The organism is Enterobacter sp. 241F3 (assembly GCF_034106785.1).
Taxonomy (GTDB): domain Bacteria; phylum Pseudomonadota; class Gammaproteobacteria; order Enterobacterales; family Enterobacteriaceae; genus Enterobacter; species Enterobacter vonholyi.
This window is the reverse complement of sequence record NZ_JAWNDD010000009.1, coordinates 112963-139074: the sequence shown is the minus strand read 5'-3', so window position 1 is coordinate 139074 and position 26112 is coordinate 112963. Positions and strand designations below refer to the sequence as shown.

Below are 26112 nucleotides of genomic sequence, written 5' to 3'. Positions count from 1 at the left end.
GAGCAAGATACCACTTCATATACAAATATCTGGTAGGGGGCAGTGCGACAAATGAAGAGTAAAGTAAACCACTGTGTAAATACTATCTGAAACATAGAAATTTAAAAAAACCTTTGAAAGGAGTTTCTCATGCAGCAAATAGGTTCAAAATGGTGGAAATTTTATTTCCATACGCGCACACCCGCCTCAATGGACTATGGCAAGGGTGATCATGAAATCAAAAAGACTATGACACTGAGAAATTGGCTATTAGACCATATAAATAAAGGAATAGAATGTAAAGCAGTAACCGACCATAACTCAGGAGCATGGATTGACCAATTAAAGATTGAATCCATGAAAGTAAGAAAGGAAGGGACGCTTGAGGTTTTCTTCAGCATCTGAGATGACAGTGGGATATCAATCACCACCCACTGTTTAACACCGCTCAATGAAAACTATATAGACGAAGGGCTAAAGCATTTCTTTCCCATCTGATTAATATAAACTTCTTTTAGCTACTTTAGATGCTGAAAGTAAATTGTTGGAGTCGAAGAAAAATACCAAAGAGTTGCAAAGGGTCAGGAGCGGAAATTGAGATGTAATTGTCTATACGCGAGTGTTTCAGGCGCATAATGCATATTAAACGGTAAAGTAACCTTAGCGGAAAAAATGAGGAGCCGTAGTCTAACACACAGGCCTCCTTGCCCTACCAAAATCTGTGAAATAAATCAGAACGCTCATGCACAATTAACGATTTGGAACATAGAAAAGCTATAATAAATGACTTTGAGATATCTGTTAAACACATGACAATTCAATATAATAATATTGATCAATTAGCCCGCACGAACAAAACGTTGCGGTCTAATCGATTGCCTATGGTATGGAAAAACAAAGCTACTTAAAATACCTCGTCCTTATATATGGCTTTCTTATTAGTTCCTTCTCAATTTCAAGGGCGGAAAAATTAAGCTGATCCACCCCCCTTTTTTTACATAACTTATCAAGTTTGTCATAAAGGGTTGCATCAATTAAAGTGTTAGTAAAAACGCCAAACCCTTCGACATCATAATAGTCTAGCATATCACCAACATCTACAAGTTTCGTGGCAGAAAGTGACCCTGCTCCTGTAACCAATTTACATTGAAAAATCCATTTTTTTGATGGTGTTAATGAATTTAAAGGAATATCATACACTTGTATATCTCTCCCCCCATCGCGAGAACGAGACTTACCTAATTTTCTAATTGTTTCATTATTAAAGCGTGGATGACTATAAATTATATCATAACAAAGCTTTTCAAATTCCTCGTCATCAATCCTAGACCAATCATATGTTAAACCTTCGGAAAAACCTATATTAACACCGGTAGAAATAAGAGCAACGCCTAATGTTTCGTTAAGGCTTTTCATCTGGGATAAATTCAGCTCTGCGGTATCATAAAGAAGGTGATAAAAATCACCGTCATCAACAACTACTAGAGTTCCATTTGGATCAACATAACATCGTTCTTGGCTAGGTTTTGGAGATAACAAACTACTTTCGTGACCTATCTGCCCCCTAAGAAAATCATTATAGGGCGAATAAGTAAAAGTTGAATTAGACCAATCAAATGGATCTAATGGCCACCTATCTTCATCTCTTAATAACTCAATACTGCTACAAACTTTAGATTTGAAATAATGCTTCATTGGGAAATAACAAATAATCACATCCGATATAATGTAAGAGACTCCTTTTAACACTAAAATGTCAGAGGGTATGAAACTTTCAAAACTGTAGTTTTGCTCGGTAACTTTAAAAAAGTTATCTAAGTCAACTGTATTTGGGAAAACCCAATTATCTGAAGATGCATAACATCTCTCTCCTATCACACTACTGTAAGCACTTTTCCAAAAACCCAAAGCTCTTTCAGGATATTTATTTATTTCACTCCGGTGCTCATCGGGCGCATCAGACATCATCTCAAAATACTTACCCCCTATTAAATTCGCATAATAATAATCATGCAAGGCAGGTACTTTTACATCAAAATTATCTAAATTATTTTCTATAGAGAGTACAGCATCTCTTATCTCACTATATACCGAGGGAACTTCGCTATAAAGACTGTCATCATATCTTTTATAAAGGACTATACAATCACTCAATGCTTCGAGAAATTTTTTGTTTGGCTTTGTTAAAAACAACTTAATGTATGATTTATGATTTTCACGATCGTAATAGGAAACTGCCCGGGCGTGTTGACAATTGTCGGCCAGTCGTTCCCCTGCCCATATTGCTTCAAGATAATCATCGCATAAGTCAATATATGAGTTTGATATTCCTACACTATCTAAAGGAATAAAAACCTCAATATCAGCATCAGGTTCCTGCCGGATATTTTTTATATCTTCAACATCTATATTATTTAAATAAATCTTAATCATTAACCTGCCCCTCAATGACCAATATAAACTGATATTAGCTGTATCTGCTTGTAGCACAAAGCAGACATTAACTCTCTGTATAAGAAGATATCATTCTTCTGAAGAAGGTCTCAAAAAAATCAGCAAAAAACAGATTCTCCGGTGTAGAGCGCCGCCGGTTTGGTGGCGCGCTACATTAGTTTTTACTCGATCTAACCAATAAAGCAGAAAATTGAAAGGAAAAATCATAAGGTAATGGTCAGTTTAAACTTTCCAATCGCTAATATAATCCCCATACCACTGCATCATCGCCCTTTTCCCTCTAGGCACTGCGCATAGTTGTACGTCCCACGAGTATCACACTCTTAACGATATGTGCAAGCTGTGTTTCAATCCAGGCCTCTGATTACGCTGAATAAGACTCACCATGTGGCGAAAACCATGCCCTTTCAGCTTGCCTCTATATCACAATAATTCAATGACCTAGTTGATGCTTTCGTTGCTAATTGGTTGGCATGGATCGTTACTGTCAATAAAGCACCATGGAAAAGGTTGCCTCAGTGATAATTTGACTATTTGATACTGCCAACCAACCCCTCAATTGAATTAGTCAGCAGATTTTAATTTAGAGCCAAATGTGCACTTATAGACAACTCACACGCCATTCCCCCTATTGATCTTAGCATAGTCAAACGGCGTAATCCCTCTGCCCCGGTTAGCATCCAGAAAATCAGCCCACCATTGCAGCATCAACTTACGTTCGTCGATAAATTCCGCCTTATGGATATACGCTGCTCGTACCGAATTACGTTCCATATGGCTCATCTGGCGTTCGACAGCATCCTTGGACCATAGACCTGACTCAATCAAAGAACTACAGGTCATTGTGCGAAAGCCATGACCACAGGCTTCGACTTTAGTGTCATAACCCATTACCCGTAGTGCACTGTTCACCGTGTTCTCACTCATGGGTTTACGCGGGTCGTGATCGCCAATAAAAATCAGCTCGTGTTCCCCGCAAAACTGTTTTATCTGCCTCAGGATCGCCAGCTCATGCTTTGAAAGCGACACCAGATGCGGAGTACGCATCTTTGAACCTCGCTGAGAATGTTTCACATCAGGAACAGGCTCTCGCTCGGGCGGGATGGTCCACAATGACGTTTCAAAATCGATTTCTGACCAGCGAGCAAAACGCAGTTCACTGGACCGAATGAAGATAAGCAGAGTGAGTTCTGTCGCCCAGCGGGTTAGCGGCCTGCCGGTATAGCTGTCTATTTTCTCAAGCAACTCAGGGAGGCGCTTTAATTCCAGCGCCGGACGATGTTGTCGATTACCGGAAGCAACCGCCCCAGCTATCTCTTGTGCCGGGTTATAATCAATTAACCCACTTTGCACTGCATAACGCATGATGGCCGTAGTGCGCTGTTGAAGACGAGCAGCAACCTCAAGACGTCCAGGCATCTCCACTGCTTTAATGGGCGCTAATAAATCGCGCGTTTTTAACTCAGTGATATTACGTTCACCAAGCGCTGCAAAGAGATTATCTTCCAGGCTTTTTAGCACACGATGGGCGTGATCTTCAGTCCACTTTTTATTGGTGCCATGCCACTCGATCGCTACCTCTTTAAAGGCTCGTGCTTTACTCTGTTCAACCTTATCATTTTTCTCTTAGTCTCCCGGATCGACGCCATTCGCTAGTAGCTTACGCGCTTCGTCAAGACGTGCTCTGGCATCCGCCAGTGTGATTTCAGGGTAAACCCCAAGTGCCAACATCTTTTGCTTGCCGTCATAACGGTACTGCAAACGCCAGTACTTAGAACCATTTGGATGGACAAGCAGGTGCATACCGCTGCCATCGGTCAGTTTGTATTGCTTATCCGTTGGCCTAGCTGTTCTGACCTTGATATCTGTTAACACCATGCTTATCCCCTCCCTGTTGGTACAAGCATTATCGAACCGGAAAAACCATCATCTGGACCAACATCTGTTGGTAGATGTACGTTGAAGCCGGTTGACCTTGAGAGAGTTAATAAAGCGGGGATGATGGGTAAATACTGAATTTCAGACACAAAAAAAGCCGCCCTTAAGCGACTTTGATTTGCATCTTTTGGTGCCGAAGGCCGGACTCGAACCGGCACGTATTTCTACGGTTGATTTTGAATCAACTGCGTCTACCGATTTCGCCACTTCGGCACTGAAGGGAATGCGGAAACGTTGTGGATTATACCTGTCGCGCGCCGCCATGCAAGCGACGACGCGCTAAACCCGCGCTAAGTGCCCAAAAAACCAGCGCCCTTTGTCACTCCAGCTCAGACACCGCCAGCCGAATCACCCTCGCCGCCTTCTGCTCCGGCAGCGCCAGCACCTTGGCCCACATCTCCTGCACCATATCGCAGGAGAGCTTCTCTTTGCCCGCCGCCTTCTCCGGCATCTGCAGCAGCTGGATGTCCTCGCCGTACTTATCGGCAAGTTGCTTCATAATCGGTCGCACATCCTCGACGGCCGCCTCGCGTTCGGCCGGGGTCACGGTGTGGCGGTTTTTGCCGTAGGCCGCGCGCATCATGTCGGCGTCGGCCTGCATGCGCCGCGTCATCAGGTCTTTATCCAGCATGCGCATCGGGTTCACGCCGCCCTTCACCATCGGGTAGAGGAAGCGGAAGCAGGCGTCGTCGCTCACCTTCTGGATGGCGGCGGTCTGCTCCATGTTGATGGTCATGTAGTTCACCACGTTGGCGTCCGGGGCGTTCTGCAGGCGCGACATCTGCAGATGCAGGATCTGCGGCTGGATGGTGTCGATAATCTGCTGCTCCGGCTCGCCCGCTTTTTGCAGGGCGGCCATCTGGTCGAGGATGCGCTGATGCAGCGCGGGCTCTTGCTCCTTAATCACCTGCCAGGCGGGCATCGCGTTGAGGGTGGTATCAATCTGGTGTTCGGGGGCACGCTGCTTATCGAAGAATACCCAGAACGCCACGGCGGCAGCCGCGACGACGACAATCACAATACGGGTCCACGTTTTATTCATCTCGCATCCTTATCCTTTCGCTATGCCGGTTTACACCGGCACGCCGCTGTGGAAGCGAAACTCGGTGTCCGGTGTCGAGATAAGTGTGGCTTCAATTTCACCAAAAAGCTTTATACGCGGTGAGATATCGTCGTCGCTCACCTGCCGGGCCAGCGTCAGGTAGTCCTGATAGTGGCGCGCTTCCGAGCGCAGCAGCGAGAGATAGAACTTCTGCAGGTCGTCGTCGAGGAACGGGGCCAGCGCGGCGAAGCGTTCGCAGGAGCGGGCTTCGATGTAGGCGCCGCAGATGAGCTTGTCGATCAGCGTCAGCGGTTCGTGGGTGCGCACTTCCTTCAGCATCCCTTTGGCGTAGCGGCTGGCGGTGATTTTGACGTACGGAATGTCGCGGGCCAGCATCGCCTCGCGCACCTGCCAGAAGTGGTGCAGCTCCTCTTTAATCAGCAGCACCATGCTGTCGATGAGCGCCTGGCCCCACGGGTCGTCGGTTTTGGGCATCACGCTTTTGCCAATCTGCCTGTGCAGGGCGATGAAGTCCGGCTCCGGGCCGTCGCGGAAGGTGAACTGTTCATAGGGTTTGAGCCAGTCGAGCAGCGCGTCGGCACCGCTTTCGTCGGCGACGTATTTACGCACCAGCAGCAGCGCGGTCTGGGCGGCCTTGAGCTCGCACACCATGTGGTCGGTGAGCAGCAGCGGCAGGTTCGCCGGGTCACGGGCTTTATCAATCCATGCTTGCGGGGTCGGGCACTGGAGGAAGTTGAGTACGGGGGCGAGTATCTGCGGGTAATCCATGGTTCTGCCTTGAAAAAGCGGTGGCGTGCGCCACCGCCTGAAACGCTTAGTGACGCACGCCGTCGTCGTCTTCGTCGACGTAATCTTCGTCGTCGCCTTCTTCGCCGTCTTCACCGTTCGGATCTTCGAAGTAGGTTCCCCAGCCGTCGTATTCAACATCAAACTTCTCGGCCAGGTTCATCAGTTGTTCTACCTGCGCGTCGATAAGCTCCGCCTTCAGCGCGCCTTCGCTCAGGATGTCGCAGCAGATGACGGTGTCGCCCTCTTCCACTTCCAGCTCTTCCGGCTCGGTCACTTCGTAACCAAGCTTGAAGGCTTCCACGGCCATTTTTTCCAGCGCGTCGAAATCATCCGCAGAGAAATGGTGCTCGATGGTGTACAGCGCGTCCGGATCGCTACCGTCTTCCAGCAGTTCTTCAATAATCAGACGCGTCTCTTCGCGTTGCTCTTCCAGGTGTTCCGGGTTTGCCATGGCTGAATCCTCTTTAAAGTGCGGCAGATACTTCTATTTTCACACACGGACGGGTTTGCCTCCACCTTTGTAAGAAAGAATTGTGAAACGGGGTTGCAAATGAATAATTACACATATAAAGTGAATTTTAATTCAATAAGTGGCGTTCGCCATGCGAGGATAAGATGTCCGATTTATACAAGAAACACTTTCTGAAACTGCTCGACTTTACCCCTGCACAGTTCACTTCTCTGCTGACTCTTGCCGCACAACTCAAGGCCGATAAAAAAAAGGGCAAGGAAGTACAGAAGCTTACCGGTAAAAACATCGCGCTCATCTTCGAAAAAGACTCGACCCGTACCCGTTGCTCTTTCGAAGTTGCCGCATTTGACCAGGGCGCGCGCGTCACCTATTTAGGACCGAGCGGCAGCCAGATTGGGCATAAAGAGTCAATTAAGGACACCGCGCGCGTGCTCGGGCGGATGTATGACGGCATTCAGTATCGCGGCCACGGCCAGGAAGTGGTTGAAACGCTGGCGCAGTATGCGGGCGTGCCGGTGTGGAACGGGCTGACCAACGAGTTCCACCCGACGCAGCTGCTGGCGGACCTGCTGACCATGCAGGAGCACCTGCCGGGCAAGGCGTTTAACGAGATGACGCTGGTGTACGCGGGTGACGCGCGCAACAACATGGGCAACTCGATGCTGGAAGCGGCAGCGCTGACCGGGCTGGATCTGCGCCTGGTGGCTCCAAAGGCCTGCTGGCCGGAAGAGAGCCTGGTGGCGGAGTGCAGCGCGCTGGCTGAGAAGCACGGCGGGAAGATCACCCTGACGGAAGACGTGGCGGCGGGCGTGAAGGGCGCGGACTTTATCTATACCGACGTGTGGGTGTCGATGGGCGAAGCCAAAGAGAAGTGGGCGGAGCGTATCGCGCTGCTGCGTGGGTATCAGGTGAATGCCGAGATGATGGCGCTGACCGGCAACCCGAACGTGAAGTTCCTGCACTGTCTGCCGGCGTTCCATGACGACCAGACCACCCTCGGCAAGCAGATGGCGAAGGAGTTCGATCTGCACGGCGGGATGGAAGTCACGGACGAGGTGTTTGAGTCGACGGCGAGTATCGTGTTCGACCAGGCGGAAAACCGGATGCATACGATTAAGGCGGTGATGGTGGCGACGCTTGGGGAGTAATTGACTCCTCTGCGGCCTGATGCCCTCACCCCGGCCCTCTCCCACGGGGAGAGGGAGAACACCGGCTCCATTTCATTGATTTTTCACCCCGAAAAAGGTACGTTTTCGCCTTAATTCCAGCGTGGACATACCAGCATTATGCCGATTATTCAGTCTGTTGAACGTGCGTTGCAGATCCTCGACCTGTTCAACGAGCAGGCCACCGAGCTTAAGATCACCGACATCAGCAAACTGATGGGGCTGAGCAAGAGTACCCTTCACTCGCTGCTGAAAACCCTGCAGCTTCACGGCTATATCGATCAGAACCCGGAGAACGGCAAATATCGCCTCGGCATGAAGCTGGTCGAGCGCGGCCATTTTGTCGTGGGCTCCATCGATATTCGTCAGAAGGCGAAAGGCTGGCTGACGGAGCTGTCCCAACGTACCGGGCAGACCACCCATCTGGGGATCCTGGACGGGCGTGAAGGGGTTTATATCGAGAAGATTGAAGGCAAGCTCGCCGCCATCGCCTATTCGCGCATTGGCCGCCGTCTGCCGGTTCACGCCACCGCCATCGGCAAGGTGTTGATTGCCTGGCTGGGCGAGGCCGAGCTGAACGCTCTGCTGGAGGGCTATCAGTACACCACCTTTACGCCCGCTACCCTCGCCTCCCGCGAAGCATTAATAGCCGCCCTGACGCAGACCCGCGTGCAGGGCTACGCCCTGGACAGCGAAGAGAACGAGCAGGGCGTGCGCTGCGTGGCGGTGCCGGTGTGGAACCACGAGTCCCGCGTCATCGCCGCCCTGAGCCTGTCGACGCTCACCTCACGCGTGGACGATGCCGAGCTGGCCCGCTTCCGCGAGCAGCTTCAGCAGGCCGGGCTCGCGCTGTCACGCGCGCTGGGCTACCCGGCCTGAGCCGTTATGCCGGCTCGTAGGTGAAGTAGTCGAAGTCCGCGTGGCAGCCGTCGCCGCTGATGTCCTCGCAGTGCAGCCCTACAAACGCGCCGGTGAAGAAGCCGCGCCCGCCGATGTAGTCGTCCGACAGCTTCCACGCCTCATACGTTACCGGCACGACGTGCCACGTCTCGCCGTCAAACGAGTAGCTGTAGCGGTAGACCAGCGTATCCACGTCCACGCGTAGCCAGACGCTCTCCGCATGTTCCGGCACCCGAATCGGCTGCTCGTGCAGCGGCCATGACGGCACGTTGTGGTCGAGCTGGATCACCTTGATGGTTCTTCCCTGCCCCTCCTCGTAGTCAACAAAGCAGTAGCTCCAGTTTTTGCTGTTGTAGTAGCAGGTCAGCCCCGCGCTCTGCTGGAAGTGGACCGGCGAGAACTGCATCCGCGTTTCTGAGCGGAAAGCGAAGTGCTGCCAGCGGCGCGCCACGGTCGACTGGGTAAAGGTCGAGTTGAGCGAGTCGTTGCCGTAGAGCCGTAAATAGCCGGGGCGTGCGGTGAGCGAGCCGAGGGTATCATCGAACGGAACGCGCAGGGTCTGCAGTTCAGGGTCCAGCGTACTGCCATCGAAATCGTCCCGCCAGCCGTTCTGAACGGCAGCGGGCTGCTCGGCAATCTGCGGGCCTTTCACAGTCAGCTGCGCGTGCTTGCCGCCTTCCACGTACGGCCAGCCGTCGCGCCATTCAATGCGGGCGATGCCGGTCTCGCGGCCCAGCGGGCAGTAGCCGCGCCCGCCGGAGGCCAGCAGCGGCACGCCGGGCAGGCGCAGCGGGCGGCTGGTGAGGTAGGCCATATACCATTCTCCGGTGTGGGTCTGTAGCAGCGAGCCGTGGCCGCTCTTCTGCAGCGGGTTCTCCGGCAGGTGCCAGCTGGTCATCATCGTCACGTCCGGGTGCAACTCGTACGGCCCGTCGATGTTTTTGGAACGCAGCACCACGACGGCGTGCTCGTAGCTGGTTCCGCCTTCGGCCACCATCAGGTAGTACCATCCCGCGTGGCGATACAGGTGCGCGCCCTCGGTGTAGCAGAGCGGCGTGCCGGTAAACAGGGTTTTGCGCTCGGGCGAGAGCGTGCCGGTCTGCGGGTCAAACTCCTGCATTACGATGGTGTTGTGCGGGTTGCTGTGGTGGCGCGGCCCCCACGGGCGGTAGAGGTAATATTTGCGGCCATCGTCGTCGTGGAACAGGGACGGATCGAACCCGCCGTTGCCCATCGGGATTGGCTCGCTCCACGGCCCCTCAATGGACGGCGCGGTGACGAGGAAGTTGCGGCCGTTTTTCCACGGCGAGTCGACAATCTTCACGTCGGTGTAGAGCAGCCAGAATTTGCCGTCGGCGTAGCTCAGGCACGGCGCCCAGATGCCGCCGGAGTCCGGGTTGCCCTTCATGTCCAGCATCGACACGCGGTCCAGCGGGGTACTGACCAGCGACCAGTTTTTCAGGTCGCGGGAGTGGTAGATGCGCACGCCGGGGAACCACTCGAAGGTCGAGGTGGCGATGTAGTAGTCCTCGCCCTGACGGCACAGGGACGGGTCCGGGTTGAAGCCGGTGAGTATGGGGTTAGTGATTTGCATAGTGCCTCCGGTTAATGGGATGCGGCTGTCGCAGCGTCAGGAACGGCCTCGCCCTGCGCCGCGCGTTGCTTGATCAGCTGCTGGCTGATGGCCTCCACGCGGGCGTCAGTGAGCTTGTAGAACGACAGCATGATGAACATGCCCGCGTAGAGCACCACCGGCACTACGCAGAACAGAATTTTGATGGTGGTCAGCACCTCGGCCGGCTGCACGCTGCTGCTGGCGGAGTAGTTCACGTACGCCAGGATCCAGCCCACCACCGCCCCGCCAATCGCCAGGCCAATCTTCAGGCTGAACAGGTAGGTGGAGAACACCAGCCCGTCGAGGCGGCGCCCGCTGCGGCTCTCCTCGTAATCCACCACGTCAGAGGCCATCAGCCACTGCAGCGGCGTGGTGGTGTTAAAGACGAACAGGAACAGGATGTTGAGGGCGAAAATCAGCGCGATGTGCTCCGCCGGGGTGACGAAAATCAGCAGGCTGATGAGCGAGTAGGCGACGATGATCCACTTGAAGGCGGTGACGCGGTCGAAGCGCCCCAGCAGTCGGGAGGAGCAGAGCGAGCCAAACATGGTGGCGAGGCTGCCGTAGAGTAAGAACTGGGTCGCCATCTCCGGGTGATCCATCACGTATTTGACAAAGTAGAGCGTCGCCCCGCCGCGCACCACGTTGGAACAGGTCGCCATCATCTTGAACGCGCACATGATGCGCCACTGGCCGTTGCCGAGCAGCAGCTTGAGATCTTTCGCCACCGACGAGCCCGGCTGCACCTCAAAGGTGTAGCGCTCTTTGGTGGTGAAGAAGCAGACGTAGAGCAGCACCACGCCGCTCAGGCCCAGTACGCACATGGCGCCGAAATAGCCCACCTGCTCGTCCCCCTTGCCGATGATGCTCACCAGCGGCAGGGCAATGCCGCTGATGGCGAGCGATCCCGCCGCTGCCAGGAAGAAGCGCCAGGACTGCAGGGCGTGACGCTCTTTCGGGTCGGCGGTGATGACGCCGGGCATGGCGCAGTACGGCACGTTAACGAAGGTGTAGACCAGGGTAAGGAGAATGTAGGTCACGCAGGCGTAGATGATTTTGCCCTGCGCGGAAAAGTCCGGCGTGTAGAAGGTCAGCACGCAGACGATGCCAAACGGGATGGCGCCCCACAGCAGGAACGGGCGGAACTGGCCGTGACGCGTGCGGGTGCGGTCCACCAGCAGCCCCATCAGCGGGTCGGTCACGGCGTCGAGCACGCGGGAGATTAAAAACAGCGTCCCCATAATGCCCGCCGACAGGCCGAAGACGTCGGTGTAGAAGTAGGCCAGCAGGAACATCGTGGCCTGCCAGACGAAGCCGCAGGCGGTGTCACCCAGCCCGTAGCCAATTTTGTCTTTCATGGTTAATTGCGTCATCAGAATTACACCCTTATGTAGTGTGCTGAATTACAACATCGTGTTAATGGAGTGTAATGAGCTGTTCAATTAACCAGCAATGGTCATATCTTATTTCTGAATTACGTTATTTTGCTTTTGTGACGCCAGCGATATATCTCAACTTATTGTTTAGATTGATAAAATAAAGATAAGCAAAAGCCGTCCACGGAATATATTCCGTAGACGACAATCGCGTGAAAAATAATTAAATACCGAGCGCTTTTTTACCGGCGTTAATTACCTCGATAATTTTATCGGTGTCATAAATACAGCCTTTCCAGGTGCCGCCGCTGACCGACTGCAGTGCCGCCCACAGGCGGGTGTCGTCCGGCAAGAAGTCGTGGGCGTGCAGGTCCGGGTGCGTCTGCCGCATTGCCAGCTCGCGCGCGCCCTCCTCCGGCGTCAGCGGGTTGTCCGCGGTGCCGATAAAATTCACGCTGCCCGTTAATGTCAGTCGGTCGACGGCTATCTCGATAATGTCATTATCGCGCAGCTTGCCAATCGGCCCGCCCGCCAGCGCCTCCGGCGAGACGTGGCCGAAGCAGGCGCCTGTCGACACGCCCGAGAAGCGCGCATCGGTGATTAACGATACCGTCTTGCCCCACGAGATATGCTTCAGCGCGGAGGTAAGCTGGTAGGTCTCTTCCATGCCGGTGCCGGACGGCCCGCCGCCGATCACCACCATGATATCGCCCTGCTTGATCTCTTCCCGCTTGATGGCCTTGATTGCCTGCGCTTCCGAGACAAACACCCTCGCCCGGCCGGTGTGGCGGTAAACACCATCTTCACCGACGACCGACGGGTCGATCGCCGTGGCCTTGATCACCGAACCTTCCGGCGCGATGTTGCCCGTCGGGAAGCAAACCGTTGAGGTCAGCCCTTTCGACTTTGCCTTCTCCGGCGGCAGGATCACGTCATCCGGCTCCACGCCGTCCTGCTCGCGCAGGCACTGGCGGAAGCGCGCCCGGCGCTCGGATGCCTGCCACCAGTCGAGGTTCTCGCCGACCGTCTGGCCGGTGACGGTCATGGCGTCCAGATGCAGCAGGCCGAGATCGCGCAGGTGAAGCATCACCTCCGGCACGCCGCCCGCGAGGAAGGCGCGCACGGTCGGGTGATAGTCCGGGCCGTTGGGCAGCACGCTGGCCAGGCGCGGCACCCTGCGGTTAACGCGCGTCCAGTGTTCAACATCCGGGATCGTGCAGCCCGCCGCGTGGGCGATGGCCGGAATGTGCAGCAGTAAATTGGTGGAGCCGCCGAACGCCGCGTGGATCACCATCGCGTTTTCGATGGCTTTGTCGGTAAGGATATCGCGCGTGGTGGTGCCGCGGTTATCCAGCTCGCTCACCGCCCGCGCCGACTGGCGGGCAATTTCCAGCCACACCGCCTGCCCGGACGGGGCCAGCGCGGAGTGCGGCAGTGCCAGCCCCAGCGCTTCCGCGACCACCTGCGAGGTGCCCGCCGTGCCGAGGAACTGACATCCGCCGCCCGGCGAGGCGCAGGCGCGACAGCCCAGCTCGGCGGCCTCCTGCAGGGAGAGTTCGTGGTTGGCAAAGCGCGCGCCGATGGTCTGCACCTTGCCCGCGTCTTCCCCCACGGTCGGCGGCAGCGTCGCCCCGCCCGGCACCAGAATGGTCGGCAGGTCGTGCATCGAGGCCAGGGCAATCATGGTGGCGGGCAGCCCTTTATCACAGGTGGCGACGCCGATCACCGCCCGCCGCGTGGGCAGAGAGCGAATCAGACGACGAAATACGATCGCCGCATCGTTGCGGTACGGCAGGGAGTCGAACATGCCGTGCGTGCCCTGCGAACGTCCGTCGCACGGATCGCTGACGAAGGCAGCAAACGGGATCCCACCGTTGCGGGCGATCTCCTTCGCCGCCGCCTGCATCTGCATACCGATTTCCCAGTGCCCGGTGTGGTAGCCCAGCGCAACCGGGCGTCCGTCCCCGGCGCGAATGCCCCCCTGGGTACCGATAATCAGCACCTCTTTGCCGGTCAGCCTGTTGGCGTCCCAGCCCATTCCTGCGTTCTGCGTCATGCCGAACAGGTTGCCGCTGGGGGATTCCATCAGCATCTGCGGGGTCAGCGGCAGCGCCCCCTGCGGCCCCGCGGCATGGGTGATCACCGCATAAAACGCATCGTCCTGTGGGGTGAAAATTTTCTCGATGGCCATGGTTATCGTCCGGCTCAGCAGAGCTTGAGCTGTTGCAGCAGGGTTTTCAGCTGCGCCTTGCGCGGCTCGTCCAGCGGCGAGGCGGGCGGCAGCACGTGCGTCGAGACAGGGCGACCGCAGAGCGCTATCGCCTCTTTAATGACGTTCACAAACGGCGTATCCAGCTGATACATCTGCGGGATTTGCAGCAGGGTCTGATGATACTCAGCCGCTTTCGCCACGTCTTTATCCCGCCAGGCTTTTAGAAGATTCACCGACACCTGCGGGGCAAAGTTGACGCTCGCCGAAATCGCCCCGTCGCCGCCGAGCAGCAGGGTATTGAACAGATGATCGTCGTAGCCGCAGAGCACGGTGAAGTGAGGGTGAGCGGCTTTGACGGTATGGATCATGCTGCGCAGATGGGCGACGGAGTCGATGGTGTCTTTGATGCCGATAATGTTGCTGCGCGAGTCGGCGAGGGTTTTCACCAGCGCCGGGGTCAGATCCTGACCGGTCAGCGCCGGGAAGTTATAGAGCATTACCGGCAGCGTGACGCTGTCGGCCACCTGCTCGAAATAGCGGATCAGGTTCGCTTCCGACACTTTCCAGTAGTAGGGGTTGATCACCACGATGCCGTCCGCCCCCGCCTGCTGCGCGTGCTGGCTGAGCTCAATGGTTTCCCGGGCGTTGGTGCCGCCGGTGCCGATCAGCACCGGTACGCGACGATCGACGCGATCGATAGCAAATTGGGCAATGGTTTTACGCTCTTCGGCGCTGAGCTGGGAGAACTCGCCGCCGCTGCCCAGGAAGAACAGGCCGTCAACGCCTGCCGCGATCAGATCGTCGATCAGCGCGGCGGTGCCCTGCTTATCGAGCTGGCCATCGGCGGAAAAAATGGTGGAGACAGGGGGAATGATTCCCGTAAACAACGCGGACTGCGGCATGAGATCTCCTTGCTGAATCATTTTGTTCTACATTATAGAACAACGTTCATTAAATTAACGATCATACTATGACGCAGGAAAAGCGCAGGTAAATGAGAGATGAAGAGGGAGTGCGGAAAATTTAAGCTGGATCACATATTAAGGGTGCGGTCTGGTGCCCTCACCCTAACCCTCTGCCACATGGAGAGGGAACTTTTACACCCTCTCCCCTTGGGAGAGGGCTGGGGTGAGGGGAAACTACTCAACTCGCATCTTCACCACAACTTTTCGCACCTTCGCCGGTGCCCCCACCGCGCACAGCGGCTTGTGCACTTCGCCCGGCCAGAACACGACAAAATCCCCTTCGCTCAGCACCACCGTTTTCTCCTGCTCGCCTTCCGGCAGGAACGCAATGTCTTTATCCGCCAGCCAGTCGGTGTCCGGCGTGCCGGGCGGCAGGGTGCTGAACGTCATCCCTTCCTGGCCCTTCAGCACGATCTGGATATCCAGATAGCGCGCGTGGTACTCGGCGCGACGTTCGGCGAACGGCTGGGTTGTATCTTCAGAGACCAGATAAAACAGGCTGTTGCCGTTGACGTCGTGCTTGCCGAGCGGCGTCGCGTCGGTGACGTGGGCTTTAACGTGCTCAATCGCCTGGCGCAGATCGTCAGGCAGCCAGGACTGCAGATGGTGGATGTTGCCGATAATCATGAGAAAATCCTCGATATAAAACAACGTTTCATTTTTACCTTTTATACGAGAATCCCGGCTGCCATACCAGCCCTTTTTGGAAGAGGTTTGCGCGAGCGCATGTTTATCGGGAATGGTGTTAACCCGCTGTTAATCCTGCCCAGGCAATTATGCAGGGGTTATGCATAACCTCGATCGGCTCTTATCGCGCGGCTGTTCTAACCTCTTGAGCATGCTCTTTAATTAACAAAACCCGTTGCCGCCTCACACTTTACTGTTTTGATAATTTGCTCTAAAAAACCATAATTATTTATTGATTTTTCTTAAGTCAAAAATAGTTAATTACGTTAATTGCATAGCCATTCTTACCCATTAATCTTATCGTTTAAAATCAGTCACATAAAAATATATGTCAAAAGATTAAAATCTACAAAACAATAACAACCTCAAATAACGCCACCGGATCCTGCTTAGCTATTCACCCCTCAACAATATGAAATTAATCATTATCTGATGCGAATCATGCTAATGAAAACAAACCGCATAATATCCATTTTCGCGTGAGCAACATCACAATACTGATTATTTAACTGCCTAGTATGAATCACGAAATCAATTGAGCTTAGCCGCCATGAAATTAAATTCATCACATGGCGCATGCCCTTTTTATTCTGAAAAACAGTTAAAGGAATAATTATGGAAAAGCATTACGTCGGTTCTGAAATTGGTCAATTGCGTAGCGTTATGCTGCACCGCCCAAATTTAAGTCTGAAACGCTTAACGCCATCGAATTGCCAGGAGCTGCTTTTCGATGACGTGCTCTCGGTTGAGCGTGCGGGTGAAGAGCATGACATTTTCGCAAACACGCTGCGCGAGCAGGGTGTGGAAGTCCTGCTGTTGACCGACCTTCTGACACAAACCCTTGATATTGCAGAGGCGAAGGCTTGGCTGCTGGATACGCAAATCTCCGACTACCGCCTCGGCCCCACCTTTGCCGGCGATGTCCGCGGCTGGCTGGCGGATATGCCGCACCGCGAACTGGCGCGCAGATTAAGCGGCGGATTAACCTACGGTGAAATTCCGGCGGCCATTAAAAATATGGTGGTGGATACCCACACGGCGAATGATTTTATTATGAAGCCGCTGCCAAACCATTTATTTACCCGTGATACCTCCTGCTGGATCTATAACGGCGTCTCTATTAACCCGATGGCCAAACCGGCCCGTCAGCGCGAAACCAATAACCTGAGGGCAATATATCGCTGGCACCCGGCGTTCGCCGACGGCGATTTTATTAAGTATTTCGGCGACGAGAATATTAATTACGACCACGCCACTTTAGAAGGCGGCGACGTATTAGTCATTGGCCGCGGCGCGGTCCTGATCGGCATGTCTGAACGCACCACCCCGCAGGGCGTGGAGTTCCTCGCCAACAGCCTGTTCAAACACCGCCAGGCCGAGCGCGTGATCGCCGTTGAGCTGCCAAAACACCGCTCCTGCATGCACCTCGACACCGTCATGACCCACATCGACGTGGACACCTTCTCCGTCTACCCGGAAGTGGTGCGCAAGGACGCCCAGTGCTGGACGCTCACCCCGGACGGACGCGGCGGCCTGCTGCGCACCCAGGAAACCGACCTGCTGCACGCCATCGAGAAAGCGCTCGGCATTAACCAGGTGCGTCTGATCACCACCGGCGGCGACGCCTTTGAGGCCGAACGCGAGCAGTGGAACGACGCCAATAACGTCCTGACCATCCGCCCCGGCGTGGTGATCGGCTACGAGCGCAACGTATGGACCAACGAGAAGTACGACAAAGCGGGTATCACCGTGCTGCCCATTCCGGGCGACGAACTCGGACGCGGCCGCGGCGGCGCGCGCTGCATGAGCTGCCCTCTGGAACGCGACGGAATTTAAAGGAGCCATCATGGAACGAAAACCCACTCTGGTTGTGGCCCTGGGCGGCAACGCGCTGCTCAAGCGCGGCGAGCCGCTGGAAGCGGAGATCCAGCGCCAGAACATTGAGCAGGCCGCCCGAACCATCGCCGGATTAACAGAACAGTGGCGCGCGGTGCTGGTGCACGGCAACGGGCCGCAGGTCGGGCTTCTGGCGCTGCAGAACAGCGCCTACGACAAAGTCACGCCCTACCCGCTGGACGTTCTCGGCGCCGAAAGCCAGGGAATGATCGGCTACATGCTCCAGCAGGCACTGAAAAACAATCTGCCGCAGCGCGAGGTGAGCGTTCTGCTCACCCAGGTAGAAGTGGACGCCGCCGACCCGGCCTTCAGCAACCCGACCAAGTACATCGGCCCGGTCTACAGCGAAGCCCAGGCAAAAACGCTGGCGGCGGAGAAAGGCTGGGTGTTTAAGGCCGACGGCAGCTACGTCCGCCGCGTGGTGCCGTCACCGCAGCCGAAGCGCATCGTCGAGAGCGATGCCATCACGGCGCTGATCCAGCGCGACCACCTGGTGATCTGCAACGGCGGCGGCGGGGTGCCGGTGGTGGAACACGCCAACGGCTATCGCGGGATCGAGGCGGTAATCGACAAAGACCTCTCCGCCGCCCTGCTGGCGCGCCAGATCGAAGCCGATGCCCTGCTGATCCTCACCGATGCCGACGCGGTATACCTCGACTGGGGCAAACAGACCCAGCGTCCGCTGGCGCAGGTGACGCCGGAGCTGCTCAGGGGCATGCAGTTCGACGCCGGATCGATGGGGCCGAAAGTGGCCGCCTGCCGCGAGTTCGTAGAAGCCTGCAACGGCATTGCCGGGATCGGCGCGCTGGCCGACGGCGCGGAGATCCTCGCGGGCGAGAAAGGCACGTTGATTCGTAACTGAACACTCATTTTAAAAAGGATTTAGCCATGACCATCAACCTGAAAAACCGCAACTTCCTGAAACTGTTGGACTACACCCCGGCGGAGATCCAGTACCTGATTGACCTCGCCATTGAGCTCAAGGCCGCCAAAAAAGCCGGGCGCGAGAAGCAAACCCTGGTCGGAAAAAACATCGCCCTGATCTTTGAAAAAACCTCCACCCGCACCCGCTGCGCCTTCGAAGTGGGTGCGTTCGATCAGGGCGCGCAGGTGACCTATCTCGGCCCAAGCGGATCGCAGATTGGCCATAAAGAGTCGATGAAAGACACCGCCCGCGTGCTGGGCCGGATGTACGACGGCATCGAATACCGCGGCTATGGTCAGGCCATCGTCGAAGAGCTGGGCGAGTACGCAGGCGTGCCGGTGTGGAACGGCCTGACCGACGAGTTCCACCCAACGCAAATCCTCGCCGACCTGATGACCATGCTGGAGCACTCTCCGGGCAAAACCCTGCCGGAGCTGAGCTTTGCCTATCTCGGCGACGCGCGCAACAACATGGGCAACTCCCTGATGGTGGGCGCGGCCAAGATGGGGATGGATATCCGCCTCGTCGCGCCGAAATCCTTCTGGCCGGAAGCGGGGCTGGTTGAGCAGTGCCGCGCCATTGCGAAAGAGACGGGCGCGCGCATCACCCTCACCGACGACGTGGAAGAAGGCGTGCAGGGGACCGATTTCCTCTACACCGACGTGTGGGTCTCCATGGGCGAGCCGAAGGAAGCCTGGGCCGAGCGCGTCAGCCTGATGAAGCCGTATCAGATTAACGCCCAGGTGATGAAGGCCACCGGCAACCCGAACGTCAAGTTCATGCACTGCCTGCCGGCGTTCCACAACGAGCACACCAAAGTGGGCCGCGAGATCGAGATGGCGTACGGGCTGAAGGGGCTGGAGGTAACGGAAGAGGTCTTCGAATCACCAAACTCCATCGTCTTCGACGAGGCAGAGAACCGCATGCACACCATTAAAGCGGTCATGGTGGCGACACTCGGCGACTAATCACCGCCCGGCGCGCCGCGGGTGCGCCGGGTTTAAGGAGAACATCATGGGCAAGTTTAAGTTTCCCTCCGCTTACACCATTCTCTTTTTTCTGATTGCCGTTGTGGCGGCGCTGAGCTGGGTCGTTCCCGCCGGTCAGTACCAGATGGCGATGAACGACACCCTCGGTAAAGAAGTCCCGATTGCCGGAACGTACGCGCACGTGGCGGCACATCCGCAGGGGCTGGTTTCCGTCCTGATGGCACCCATCGCCGGGCTGTACGATCCGGTTTCCGGCCAGGCCGGGGCGATCGACGTAGCGCTGTTTATCCTGATCATCGGGGGATTTCTCGGGATCGTCACCAAAACCGGGGCGATTGACGCCGGGATCGAGCGTGTTACCACCCGGCTGCGCGGACGCGAGGAGTGGATGATCCCGATCCTGATGGCGCTGTTTGCCGCGGGCGGCACCATTTACGGCATGGCCGAAGAGTCGCTGCCGTTCTACACCCTGCTGGTGCCGGTGATGCTGGCTGCCCGGTTCGATCCGGTTGTCGCCGCCTCCACCGTGCTGCTCGGCGCGGGGATCGGCACGCTGGGTTCCACCATTAACCCGTTTGCCACGGTCATCGCCGCCAACGCCGCCGGGATCCCCTTTACCAACGGCATCGCCCTGCGCGTGGCGCTGCTGGTCATCGGCTGGATCATCTGCGTGGCGTGGGTGATGCGCTATGCCCGCAAAGTCCGCCAGGATCCGTCGCTGTCGATCGTCGCGGATAAACAGGAAGAGAACCGCGCCCATTTCCTTGGCAACAAGGGCGAACAGTCGCTGGAATTCACCCCGGTGCGCAAAATCATCCTGGTGATTTTTGCCCTCGCCTTCGCGGTGATGATTTACGGCGTGGCGGTACTGGGCTGGTGGATGGCGGAGATCTCCGCGGTGTTTCTCGCCAGCGCGATTATTGTCGGCCTGATTGCCCGCATGAGCGAAGAGGAACTGACGTCGACGTTTATCAACGGCGCGCGAGATTTGCTGGGCGTCGCGCTGATTATCGGCATCGCGCGCGGTATCGTAGTCATCATGGATAAGGGCATGATTACCCACACCATTTTGCACAGCGCGGAAGGGCTGGTCAGCGGGTTGTCCACGGTAGCGTTTATCAACGTGATGTACTGGCTGGAGGTCGTGCTGTCGTTTCTTGTGCCATCTTCATCCGGCCTGGCCGTTCTGACGATGCCGATCATGGCGCCGCTTGCCGATTTCGCTAACGTCAACCGCGACCTGGTGGTGACGGCTTACCAGTCGGCCTCCGGCATCGTTAACCTCGTCACGCCCACTTCTGCCGTCGTGATGGGCGGGCTGGCTATCGCCCGGGTGCCTTACGTGCGCTATCTGAAATGGGTGGCGCCGCTGCTGGCGATCCTGACGGTGGTGATTATGGTGGCGTTAAGTCTGGGGGCGTTGTTGTAATTTGCCGGATGGCGCTGCGCTTATCCGGCCTACGGATCGGTGCGGTGCCACCGGTTATTTCGGGAACTGATATGGGAACTATGATGGATTACGAAGAGTACTCTCCCAAAGAGCAACTACAGCTGACGGTCTGCCAGCGCCTGATCGCAGAAAAGAGTTACCTCTCTCAGGAGGAGATCCGCCGGGATTTACAGGAGTGTGGTTTTGAGACCATCAGCCAGTCCACCGTTTCACGTCTGCTTAAATTGCTCGGTGTCATAAAAATTCGAAATGCCAAAGGGCTAAAGATTTATTCGCTGAATCCCCAGCTGCGCCCTGCCCCCGACGCCGCGCGTACCGTGTCCGAAATGGTGGTCAGCATCGAGCATAATAGCGAGTTTATCCTTGTTCATACCGTCGCCGGATATGGCCGCGCGGTGGCGCGTATTCTGGATTATCACCAGCTTCCGGAAATATTAGGCGTGGTGGCCGGCAGCAGTATTGTCTGGGTCGCCCCCCGGGTGGTGAAGCGCACCGCGCTGGTGCATAAGCAAATTAATTATTTACTCAGAACGCATTAATATTCACAAAGAACCGTTTGCATTGAGTAAAGCGTGCATTAAATCGCTTGATCCGAAAAGCGAGCTGCGTATAATGCCCGACAATTTGCCGGGAGGAAGCATGGTCAAGCGTGTACGACATAACGTCTTACCGCGTCTGAAATCAGACGCTGGCCTGCCGTTTTTCTTCCCGTTGCTAAACCTATTCCCAGAGCCCCTCATTTGAGGGGCTTTTTTTTGCCCGGCGTCAGGAGATAAACATGAATCCGCTTTATCAAAAACACATCATTTCCATAAACGACCTCAGCCGCGAAGAGCTGGAACTGGTTCTGGAAACCGCGGCAAAACTGAAGGCCAATCCGCAACCGGAGCTGCTGAAGCACAAGGTGATTGCGAGCTGCTTCTTTGAAGCCTCAACCCGCACCCGCCTCTCCTTTGAGACCTCCATGCACCGCCTGGGCGCGAGCGTGGTGGGCTTCTCGGACAGCAGCAACACGTCGCTGGGTAAAAAAGGCGAGACCCTGGCGGATACCATTTCAGTGATTAGCACCTACGTCGACGCAATTGTGATGCGTCATCCACAGGAGGGCGCGGCGCGCCTCGCGACCGAGTTCTCCGGCGGCATTCCGGTGCTGAACGCCGGTGACGGTGCCAACCAGCACCCAACGCAGACGCTGCTGGACCTGTTCACCATTCAGGAGACGCAGGGCAAACTTGAGAACCTGAACATCGCCATGGTTGGCGACCTTAAATACGGCCGCACCGTTCACTCCCTGACCCAGGCGCTGGCGAAATTTAACGGCAACCGCTTCTTCTTCATCGCCCCGGACGCGCTGGCGATGCCGCAGTACATTCTCGACATGCTGGACGAGAAAGGCATTCAGTGGAGCCTGCATGCCAGCATCGAAGAGGTGATGAGCCACGTGGATATTCTCTACATGACCCGCGTGCAGAAAGAGCGTCTGGACCCGTCCGAATACGCCAACGTGAAGGCGCAGTTCGTGCTGCGCGCCAGCGACCTCGAGGGCGCGCGCGACAACATGAAGGTGCTGCATCCGCTGCCGCGCATCGATGAGATCACCACAGACGTGGATAAAACGCCGCACGCCTGGTACTTCCAGCAGGCCGGGAACGGCATCTTCGCCCGCCAGGCGTTACTGGCACTGGTTCTGAATCGCGAATTAGCTCTGTAAGGGGAGACGACCATGACACACGATAACAAACTCCAGGTTGAAGCCATCAAGCGTGGCACCGTGATTGACCACATCCCTGCGCAGGTGGGCTTTAAGCTGCTGACGCTGTTCAAACTGACCGAAACCGACCAGCGCATCACCATCGGCCTGAACCTGCCGTCGGGCGAGATGGGCCGCAAAGACCTGATCAAAATCGAGAACACCTTCCTGACCGACGAGCAGGTTAACCAGCTGTCGCTTTACGCGCCGGACGCCACCGTCAACCGCATCGACGAGTATGAAGTGGTCGGTAAATCCCGCCCGAGCCTGCCGAATCGCATTGAAAGCGTGCTGGTCTGCCCGAACAGCAACTGCATCAGTCACGCTGAGCCGGTTTCCTCCAGCTTTGCAGTGAAAAAACGCGCCGATGACATCGCGCTCAAATGCAAATACTGCGAAAAAGAGTTTTCTCATTATGTGGTGCTGGCCAACTAATTGAGGTTGGTAATGAAATCCCGGCTGTTATAATGGCCGGGAACATTCTTAACGCTGTAATTCTGGAGAAAACATGAGCAAAGTACTCGCGACGGAAAATGCACCAGCCGCTATCGGCCCTTACGTTCAGGGCGTTGATCTGGGCAGCATGATCATCACTTCAGGTCAGATCCCCGTAAACCCAAAAACCGGCGCGGTGCCGGAAGACGTCGCGGCGCAGGCGCGTCAGTCGCTGGAAAACGTGCAGGCTATCGTTGAATCTGCCGGCCTGAAGGTGGGTGATATCGTGAAAACCACCGTGTTCGTGAAAGATCTGAACGATTTCGCGACCGTTAACGCCACCTACGAAGCGTTCTTCACCGAGCACAACGCCACCTTCCCGGCGCGCTCCTGCGTGGAAGTGGCCCGTCTGCCAAAAGATGTGAAAATTGAAATCGAAGCGATTGCCGTTCGTCGTTAATTCGCTTTGGCGATAAAAAAGGCAGCCCAGGCTGCCTTTTTTGTTGCTTGCTACTGATTCCGCGTCGCCCTGAGCAGCGTCTCCAGCGGATAGACCGCCGCAATCACCACTTCGTCCTGAACCTTCGCCGCGTTATCCAGCTCGCTCTGAATCGACGCGATCTCTTTATCATCCAGCGTGCCCTGGCGCGCCACCAGATCCGTCAGCCTCAGGCCAATCGTGGCCAGCTTATCCACCTCCTGGATCACCGGCTTCATCGCCTTGAGCTGATAGCTGTTTTCGCTTAGCGCCAGCGCGTCGCTGGTGTTGCTCTGCCAGCGGTTAAAGACGTGGCGCAGGGCGTCAGCGCTTTCCGTGTCTTCCGCATCGCTCACCAGACGGTCCGCCCATTTGTGCATCTGGCGCACGGTGGCGCTTTCGGCGTTCAGCGCATCGGCGAAGCGGTTGAGCGGCTCAAACTGATGATAGTTTCCGGCCTGGAACTTCAGGTGCTGGCGGGTGTAATACTGCGCGGGCTCTACCGCCTGAGCGAGGATCTGCAGCGGCAGCGTGTCGGCATTACCGGCAAGGCGCGTGAACTGCACCTGCTGCTGGGTATGCTGCTGCAGCCCGACCGACACCGTCGACCAGCTGTCCATCGCCTGCAGGCGGGTGTACATGTTATCGACGTCGTTAACATCCTGCGCGGACCACAGCCGCTCCGCCACCGCGAAGGTGCGCGGCCACAGGCGGATATCCAGCACCGGCGCCACCACGTTTTCCGCCCACAGAGCGGCTTCACCGCCGAGCAGGTTGGCCTGATTCGCCACGTCCGGCACGACCGGCGGAACGCCTTTCGGCACGTCGTCCAGACGCGTGCCGCTAATCGGGTAGCGCGTATTCCCGACGAGGAAATAACCGGTGAGTTTGTCGTTATCGACGGTGACGACCGGGCGCGTTTCGCCCATCCACGTATCGACGGTAAACGTGACCTGGCTGTCATCGCGCCACTCAATGTTCTGCACCGCACGGCGCGATTTCCCGGCAAAATCAATAAACCCGCGCCAGCCGGCATCCCCTTTCACCAGGGTGAAGCTCCCCTCCACCGGCTTGCCCTTCAGGCGCGGCATGGAAAAGGCCCAGCTCTGGACGCTGTCGGTGTCGGCTATCACGTCCACGCCGTTCAGCCCCTGCGGGACGATCTCGTTGCGGTAGTGATAGGCGGTGGACTGGGGCTGGTCGAGATAAAAGCCGGTCGACAGAATGCCCCTGTAGCCGTTCTGCGCCACCTGCCCCAGCGCGTCCTGCCCCTGCCAGGACTGGATCAGAATGCTTTTCGGCAGATCGGGATGGTAGATCTCATCCCAGCCGACCATCTGGCGGTGATGCTTCTCGAGGATCGTTTCCAGCCTACGGTTAAAATAGGCCTGCAGCGCGTGGCTGTCCGCCAGCCTGTTGTCGCGCATAAACTGCTGGATGGCCGGGTTCGCTTTCCACTGGCTATCGTCCACCTCATCACCGCCGATGTGCAGATACGGATCGGGGAAGATCGCCGCCAGTTCGCTGACCATCGCGTCGGCAAAAGCGTAAGTTGCGTCTTTTGTGGGATCCAGCACCGGCTTCAGCACGCCCCAGTGGCGCTCCATGGCGTACGGCCCCGGGGCGCTCATCAGCTCCGGGTAGGCCACGGCAATCGCCGAGGCGTGACCCGGCATATCGATCTCCGGCACCACGCGGATACCGCGTTCGGCGGCGTAACGCACCACCTCGCGCATCTGATCTGGGGTGTAGAACAGCCCGTCGCTGGCAAGCTGCGTCAGCTTAGGGTAGCGCTTCGAGCTGAAGCGCCAGCCCTGGTCGTCGGTTAAGTGCCAGTGCAGCACGTTGAGCTTCGCCGCAGCCATGCCGTCGATCTGGCGTTTGATATCCGGCAGCGGGATAAAGTGACGTGCCGAATCGAGCAGCAGCCCGCGCCACGGGAAGCGCGGCGAATCTTCAATGGTAACCCACGGGATCGAGGTGTTTTCCGCCCCGTTCTGCATCAGCTGGAGCAGGGTTTCCATGGCGCGCAGCGCGCCGAAGCGGGTGTTGGCGGAGATATTCACCCCGTTGGCGTCCACCGTGAGCTTATAGGTATCATCGCTGTCCGGCAGCGGCTGCGGCTTGACCTTTTTGGCAATCGCGATGCGGATAGTTGGTTTGTCTGGCTTTTCAGCCTGCGGCTGCAGCGTCCAGCCGGTTTGCAGGGCGATGCGCTGGCGCAGGCGGCTGACGGCGTCACCGAGATCGTCCCCGCTGACGCTAATGGATACGTTGTTGCTGAGCACCAGCGTGCCCTGAGTCGTCGGGCGTTCGACCTTCGCAGGCCAGGGCATTAAGGGGAGATCCCCTGCCGGGGCGGCAAAGGCAGAGGCGCCGAGCATCAGCCCGGCGGTTAAGAGACTGTACCGTAACATGAATGTTCCTTATCTGACGGGTCAAATAAAGGCAAAACATTCTGTTAACATGCGCTCAATTTGTCGTCAAGCGAATGCGCCGACGGAGATCACAGGTTGTTGAATTTGGGAGGAAAGCCATTCCCCTCTCCCCAAAGGGGCGAGGGGGAAAGGCGG

The 26112-nt window shown here is 56.3% G+C and carries 22 protein-coding genes, 1 tRNA gene and 3 pseudogenes; 13 read left to right on the top strand and 13 right to left on the bottom strand.

Going from position 1 to position 26112, the window contains the following annotated elements; all coding sequences use genetic code 11:
* Nucleotides 1-129: 129 nt before the first annotated feature.
* A pseudogene (locus UR504_RS19450) lies at nucleotides 130-357 on the top strand (hypothetical protein); the annotation flags it as partial.
* Nucleotides 358-879: 522 nt separating this feature from the next.
* Here UR504_RS19450 and UR504_RS19445 read toward each other — a convergent pair.
* From UR504_RS19445 to rraB, 6 genes and pseudogenes are all read right to left on the bottom strand, one after another.
* Nucleotides 880-2412: a hypothetical protein gene (locus UR504_RS19445; RefSeq protein ID WP_302235603.1), complete on the bottom strand. Its 1533-nt coding sequence runs from the start codon at nucleotides 2410-2412 to the stop codon at nucleotides 880-882.
* 633 nt (nucleotides 2413-3045) lie between these two features.
* A pseudogene (locus UR504_RS19440) lies at nucleotides 3046-4311 on the bottom strand (tyrosine-type recombinase/integrase).
* Between the two features lie 188 nt (nucleotides 4312-4499).
* Nucleotides 4500-4584, bottom strand: a tRNA-Leu gene (locus UR504_RS19435).
* A gap of 106 nt (nucleotides 4585-4690) precedes the next feature.
* Nucleotides 4691-5413, bottom strand: a complete 723-nt coding sequence (locus tag UR504_RS19430) for a hypothetical protein (RefSeq protein ID WP_060579855.1) — start codon at nucleotides 5411-5413, stop codon at nucleotides 4691-4693.
* Nucleotides 5414-5443: 30 nt separating this feature from the next.
* A complete protein-coding gene (gene miaE / locus UR504_RS19425; protein ID WP_302235602.1) occupies nucleotides 5444-6202 on the bottom strand; it encodes a tRNA isopentenyl-2-thiomethyl-A-37 hydroxylase MiaE in 759 nt (252 codons plus the stop codon).
* 46 nt (nucleotides 6203-6248) lie between these two features.
* The gene (gene rraB / locus UR504_RS19420) at nucleotides 6249-6674 is read right to left on the bottom strand and encodes a ribonuclease E inhibitor RraB (RefSeq protein ID WP_006810300.1); all 426 of its coding nucleotides are present in this window, start codon (nucleotides 6672-6674) and stop codon (nucleotides 6249-6251) included.
* 99 nt (nucleotides 6675-6773) lie between these two features.
* Here rraB and argL point away from each other — a divergent pair, with 99 nt between their 5' ends.
* The 3 genes from argL (at nucleotide 6774) to xynR (ending at nucleotide 8740) form a co-directional block, all read left to right on the top strand.
* A complete protein-coding gene (gene argL / locus UR504_RS19415; RefSeq protein WP_213705005.1) occupies nucleotides 6774-6869 on the top strand; it encodes a putative translational regulatory protein ArgL in 96 nt (31 codons plus the stop codon).
* The gene (argF, locus tag UR504_RS19410; protein WP_302235601.1) at nucleotides 6839-7843 is read left to right on the top strand and encodes an ornithine carbamoyltransferase; all 1005 of its coding nucleotides are present in this window, start codon (nucleotides 6839-6841) and stop codon (nucleotides 7841-7843) included. The genes argL and argF (UR504_RS19410) overlap by 31 nt, the downstream gene beginning before the upstream one ends.
* 138 nt (nucleotides 7844-7981) lie before the next feature.
* Nucleotides 7982-8740, top strand: coding sequence for a DNA-binding transcriptional repressor XynR (gene xynR / locus UR504_RS19405; RefSeq protein ID WP_302235600.1), 759 nt, complete (start codon nucleotides 7982-7984; stop codon nucleotides 8738-8740).
* 4 nt (nucleotides 8741-8744) lie between these two features.
* Here xynR and UR504_RS19400 read toward each other — a convergent pair whose 3' ends face one another.
* The 5 genes from UR504_RS19400 to UR504_RS19380 all read right to left on the bottom strand — a co-directional run bounded on the left by UR504_RS19400 (nucleotide 8745) and on the right by UR504_RS19380 (nucleotide 15556).
* Entirely contained in the window at nucleotides 8745-10355 is a 1611-nt protein-coding gene (locus UR504_RS19400; protein WP_302235599.1) for a glycoside hydrolase family 43 protein, read from the bottom strand.
* Nucleotides 10356-10366: 11 nt separating this feature from the next.
* On the bottom strand, nucleotides 10367-11749 hold the full coding sequence (locus UR504_RS19395; RefSeq protein ID WP_302235598.1) for an MFS transporter: 1383 nt from the start codon (nucleotides 11747-11749) through the stop codon (nucleotides 10367-10369).
* A gap of 226 nt (nucleotides 11750-11975) precedes the next feature.
* Nucleotides 11976-13943 carry a xylonate dehydratase YagF gene (gene yagF / locus UR504_RS19390; protein WP_320740040.1) on the bottom strand — a complete coding sequence of 656 codons (1968 nt, stop codon included), beginning with the start codon at nucleotides 13941-13943 and terminating at the stop codon, nucleotides 11976-11978.
* A gap of 14 nt (nucleotides 13944-13957) precedes the next feature.
* A complete protein-coding gene (gene yagE, locus UR504_RS19385) occupies nucleotides 13958-14866 on the bottom strand; it encodes a 2-keto-3-deoxygluconate aldolase (RefSeq protein WP_163354301.1) in 909 nt (302 codons plus the stop codon).
* A gap of 237 nt (nucleotides 14867-15103) precedes the next feature.
* Nucleotides 15104-15556, bottom strand: a complete 453-nt coding sequence (locus UR504_RS19380; RefSeq protein ID WP_302235596.1) for a YhcH/YjgK/YiaL family protein — start codon at nucleotides 15554-15556, stop codon at nucleotides 15104-15106.
* Nucleotides 15557-16231: 675 nt separating this feature from the next.
* Here UR504_RS19380 and arcA point away from each other — a divergent pair.
* The 5 genes from arcA (at nucleotide 16232) to UR504_RS19355 (ending at nucleotide 21415) form a co-directional block, all read left to right on the top strand.
* Nucleotides 16232-17452 (top strand): arginine deiminase, encoded by a 1221-nt coding sequence (gene arcA / locus UR504_RS19375; protein ID WP_029739276.1) that lies wholly within the window; start codon nucleotides 16232-16234, stop codon nucleotides 17450-17452.
* Nucleotides 17453-17462: 10 nt separating this feature from the next.
* A complete protein-coding gene (gene arcC, locus UR504_RS19370) occupies nucleotides 17463-18374 on the top strand; it encodes a carbamate kinase (RefSeq protein WP_302235595.1) in 912 nt (303 codons plus the stop codon).
* Nucleotides 18375-18400: 26 nt separating this feature from the next.
* Nucleotides 18401-19405 (top strand): ornithine carbamoyltransferase, encoded by a 1005-nt coding sequence (gene argF, locus UR504_RS19365; protein ID WP_008501386.1) that lies wholly within the window; start codon nucleotides 18401-18403, stop codon nucleotides 19403-19405.
* 46 nt (nucleotides 19406-19451) lie between these two features.
* Nucleotides 19452-20855, top strand: coding sequence for a YfcC family protein (locus UR504_RS19360; RefSeq protein ID WP_302235594.1), 1404 nt, complete (start codon nucleotides 19452-19454; stop codon nucleotides 20853-20855).
* 80 nt (nucleotides 20856-20935) lie between these two features.
* Nucleotides 20936-21415 (top strand): arginine repressor, encoded by a 480-nt coding sequence (locus UR504_RS19355; RefSeq protein ID WP_302235875.1) that lies wholly within the window; start codon nucleotides 20936-20938, stop codon nucleotides 21413-21415.
* 3 nt (nucleotides 21416-21418) lie between these two features.
* Here UR504_RS19355 and UR504_RS19350 read toward each other — a convergent pair.
* A pseudogene (locus UR504_RS19350) lies at nucleotides 21419-21536 on the bottom strand (hypothetical protein).
* On the opposite strand from UR504_RS19350, the gene UR504_RS19345 reads away from it, so the two are divergent.
* The 4 genes from UR504_RS19345 (at nucleotide 21516) to ridA (ending at nucleotide 23521) form a co-directional block, all read left to right on the top strand.
* Complete coding sequence (locus UR504_RS19345; protein WP_022646880.1) at nucleotides 21516-21620, top strand: pyrBI operon leader peptide; 105 nt, start codon at nucleotides 21516-21518, stop codon at nucleotides 21618-21620. The pseudogene UR504_RS19350 and the gene UR504_RS19345 overlap by 21 nt on opposite strands.
* A gap of 34 nt (nucleotides 21621-21654) precedes the next feature.
* Nucleotides 21655-22587, top strand: a complete 933-nt coding sequence (pyrB, locus tag UR504_RS19340) for an aspartate carbamoyltransferase (protein ID WP_023310198.1) — start codon at nucleotides 21655-21657, stop codon at nucleotides 22585-22587.
* Nucleotides 22588-22599: 12 nt separating this feature from the next.
* Nucleotides 22600-23061, top strand: coding sequence for an aspartate carbamoyltransferase regulatory subunit (gene pyrI, locus UR504_RS19335; protein ID WP_133293663.1), 462 nt, complete (start codon nucleotides 22600-22602; stop codon nucleotides 23059-23061).
* Nucleotides 23062-23134: 73 nt separating this feature from the next.
* Complete coding sequence (gene ridA, locus UR504_RS19330) at nucleotides 23135-23521, top strand: 2-iminobutanoate/2-iminopropanoate deaminase (protein WP_008501391.1); 387 nt, start codon at nucleotides 23135-23137, stop codon at nucleotides 23519-23521.
* Nucleotides 23522-23571: 50 nt separating this feature from the next.
* Here ridA and UR504_RS19325 read toward each other — a convergent pair whose 3' ends face one another.
* On the bottom strand, nucleotides 23572-25956 hold the full coding sequence (locus UR504_RS19325; protein WP_302235593.1) for a beta-N-acetylhexosaminidase: 2385 nt from the start codon (nucleotides 25954-25956) through the stop codon (nucleotides 23572-23574).
* Between the last annotated feature and the right edge of the window lie 156 nt (nucleotides 25957-26112).

Excerpts from the sequence above, each read along its gene's own strand:
- UR504_RS19445 (WP_302235603.1), bottom strand. The coding sequence starts at position 2,412 with ATGATTAAGATTTATTTAAATAATATAGATGTTGAAGATATAAAAAAT.
- UR504_RS19430 (WP_060579855.1), bottom strand. The coding sequence starts at position 5,413 with ATGAATAAAACGTGGACCCGTATTGTGATTGTCGTCGTCGCGGCTGCC.
- miaE (WP_302235602.1), bottom strand. The coding sequence starts at position 6,202 with ATGGATTACCCGCAGATACTCGCCCCCGTACTCAACTTCCTCCAGTGC.
- rraB (WP_006810300.1), bottom strand. The coding sequence starts at position 6,674 with ATGGCAAACCCGGAACACCTGGAAGAGCAACGCGAAGAGACGCGTCTG.
- argL (WP_213705005.1), top strand. The coding sequence starts at position 6,774 with ATGAATAATTACACATATAAAGTGAATTTTAATTCAATAAGTGGCGTT.
- argF (WP_302235601.1), top strand. The coding sequence starts at position 6,839 with ATGTCCGATTTATACAAGAAACACTTTCTGAAACTGCTCGACTTTACC.
- xynR (WP_302235600.1), top strand. The coding sequence starts at position 7,982 with ATGCCGATTATTCAGTCTGTTGAACGTGCGTTGCAGATCCTCGACCTG.
- UR504_RS19400 (WP_302235599.1), bottom strand. The coding sequence starts at position 10,355 with ATGCAAATCACTAACCCCATACTCACCGGCTTCAACCCGGACCCGTCC.
- UR504_RS19395 (WP_302235598.1), bottom strand. The coding sequence starts at position 11,749 with ATGACGCAATTAACCATGAAAGACAAAATTGGCTACGGGCTGGGTGAC.
- yagF (WP_320740040.1), bottom strand. The coding sequence starts at position 13,943 with ATGGCCATCGAGAAAATTTTCACCCCACAGGACGATGCGTTTTATGCG.
- yagE (WP_163354301.1), bottom strand. The coding sequence starts at position 14,866 with ATGCCGCAGTCCGCGTTGTTTACGGGAATCATTCCCCCTGTCTCCACC.
- UR504_RS19380 (WP_302235596.1), bottom strand. The coding sequence starts at position 15,556 with ATGATTATCGGCAACATCCACCATCTGCAGTCCTGGCTGCCTGACGAT.
- arcA (WP_029739276.1), top strand. The coding sequence starts at position 16,232 with ATGGAAAAGCATTACGTCGGTTCTGAAATTGGTCAATTGCGTAGCGTT.
- arcC (WP_302235595.1), top strand. The coding sequence starts at position 17,463 with ATGGAACGAAAACCCACTCTGGTTGTGGCCCTGGGCGGCAACGCGCTG.
- argF (WP_008501386.1), top strand. The coding sequence starts at position 18,401 with ATGACCATCAACCTGAAAAACCGCAACTTCCTGAAACTGTTGGACTAC.
- UR504_RS19360 (WP_302235594.1), top strand. The coding sequence starts at position 19,452 with ATGGGCAAGTTTAAGTTTCCCTCCGCTTACACCATTCTCTTTTTTCTG.
- UR504_RS19355 (WP_302235875.1), top strand. The coding sequence starts at position 20,936 with ATGATGGATTACGAAGAGTACTCTCCCAAAGAGCAACTACAGCTGACG.
- UR504_RS19345 (WP_022646880.1), top strand. The coding sequence starts at position 21,516 with ATGGTCAAGCGTGTACGACATAACGTCTTACCGCGTCTGAAATCAGAC.
- pyrB (WP_023310198.1), top strand. The coding sequence starts at position 21,655 with ATGAATCCGCTTTATCAAAAACACATCATTTCCATAAACGACCTCAGC.
- pyrI (WP_133293663.1), top strand. The coding sequence starts at position 22,600 with ATGACACACGATAACAAACTCCAGGTTGAAGCCATCAAGCGTGGCACC.
- ridA (WP_008501391.1), top strand. The coding sequence starts at position 23,135 with ATGAGCAAAGTACTCGCGACGGAAAATGCACCAGCCGCTATCGGCCCT.
- UR504_RS19325 (WP_302235593.1), bottom strand. The coding sequence starts at position 25,956 with ATGTTACGGTACAGTCTCTTAACCGCCGGGCTGATGCTCGGCGCCTCT.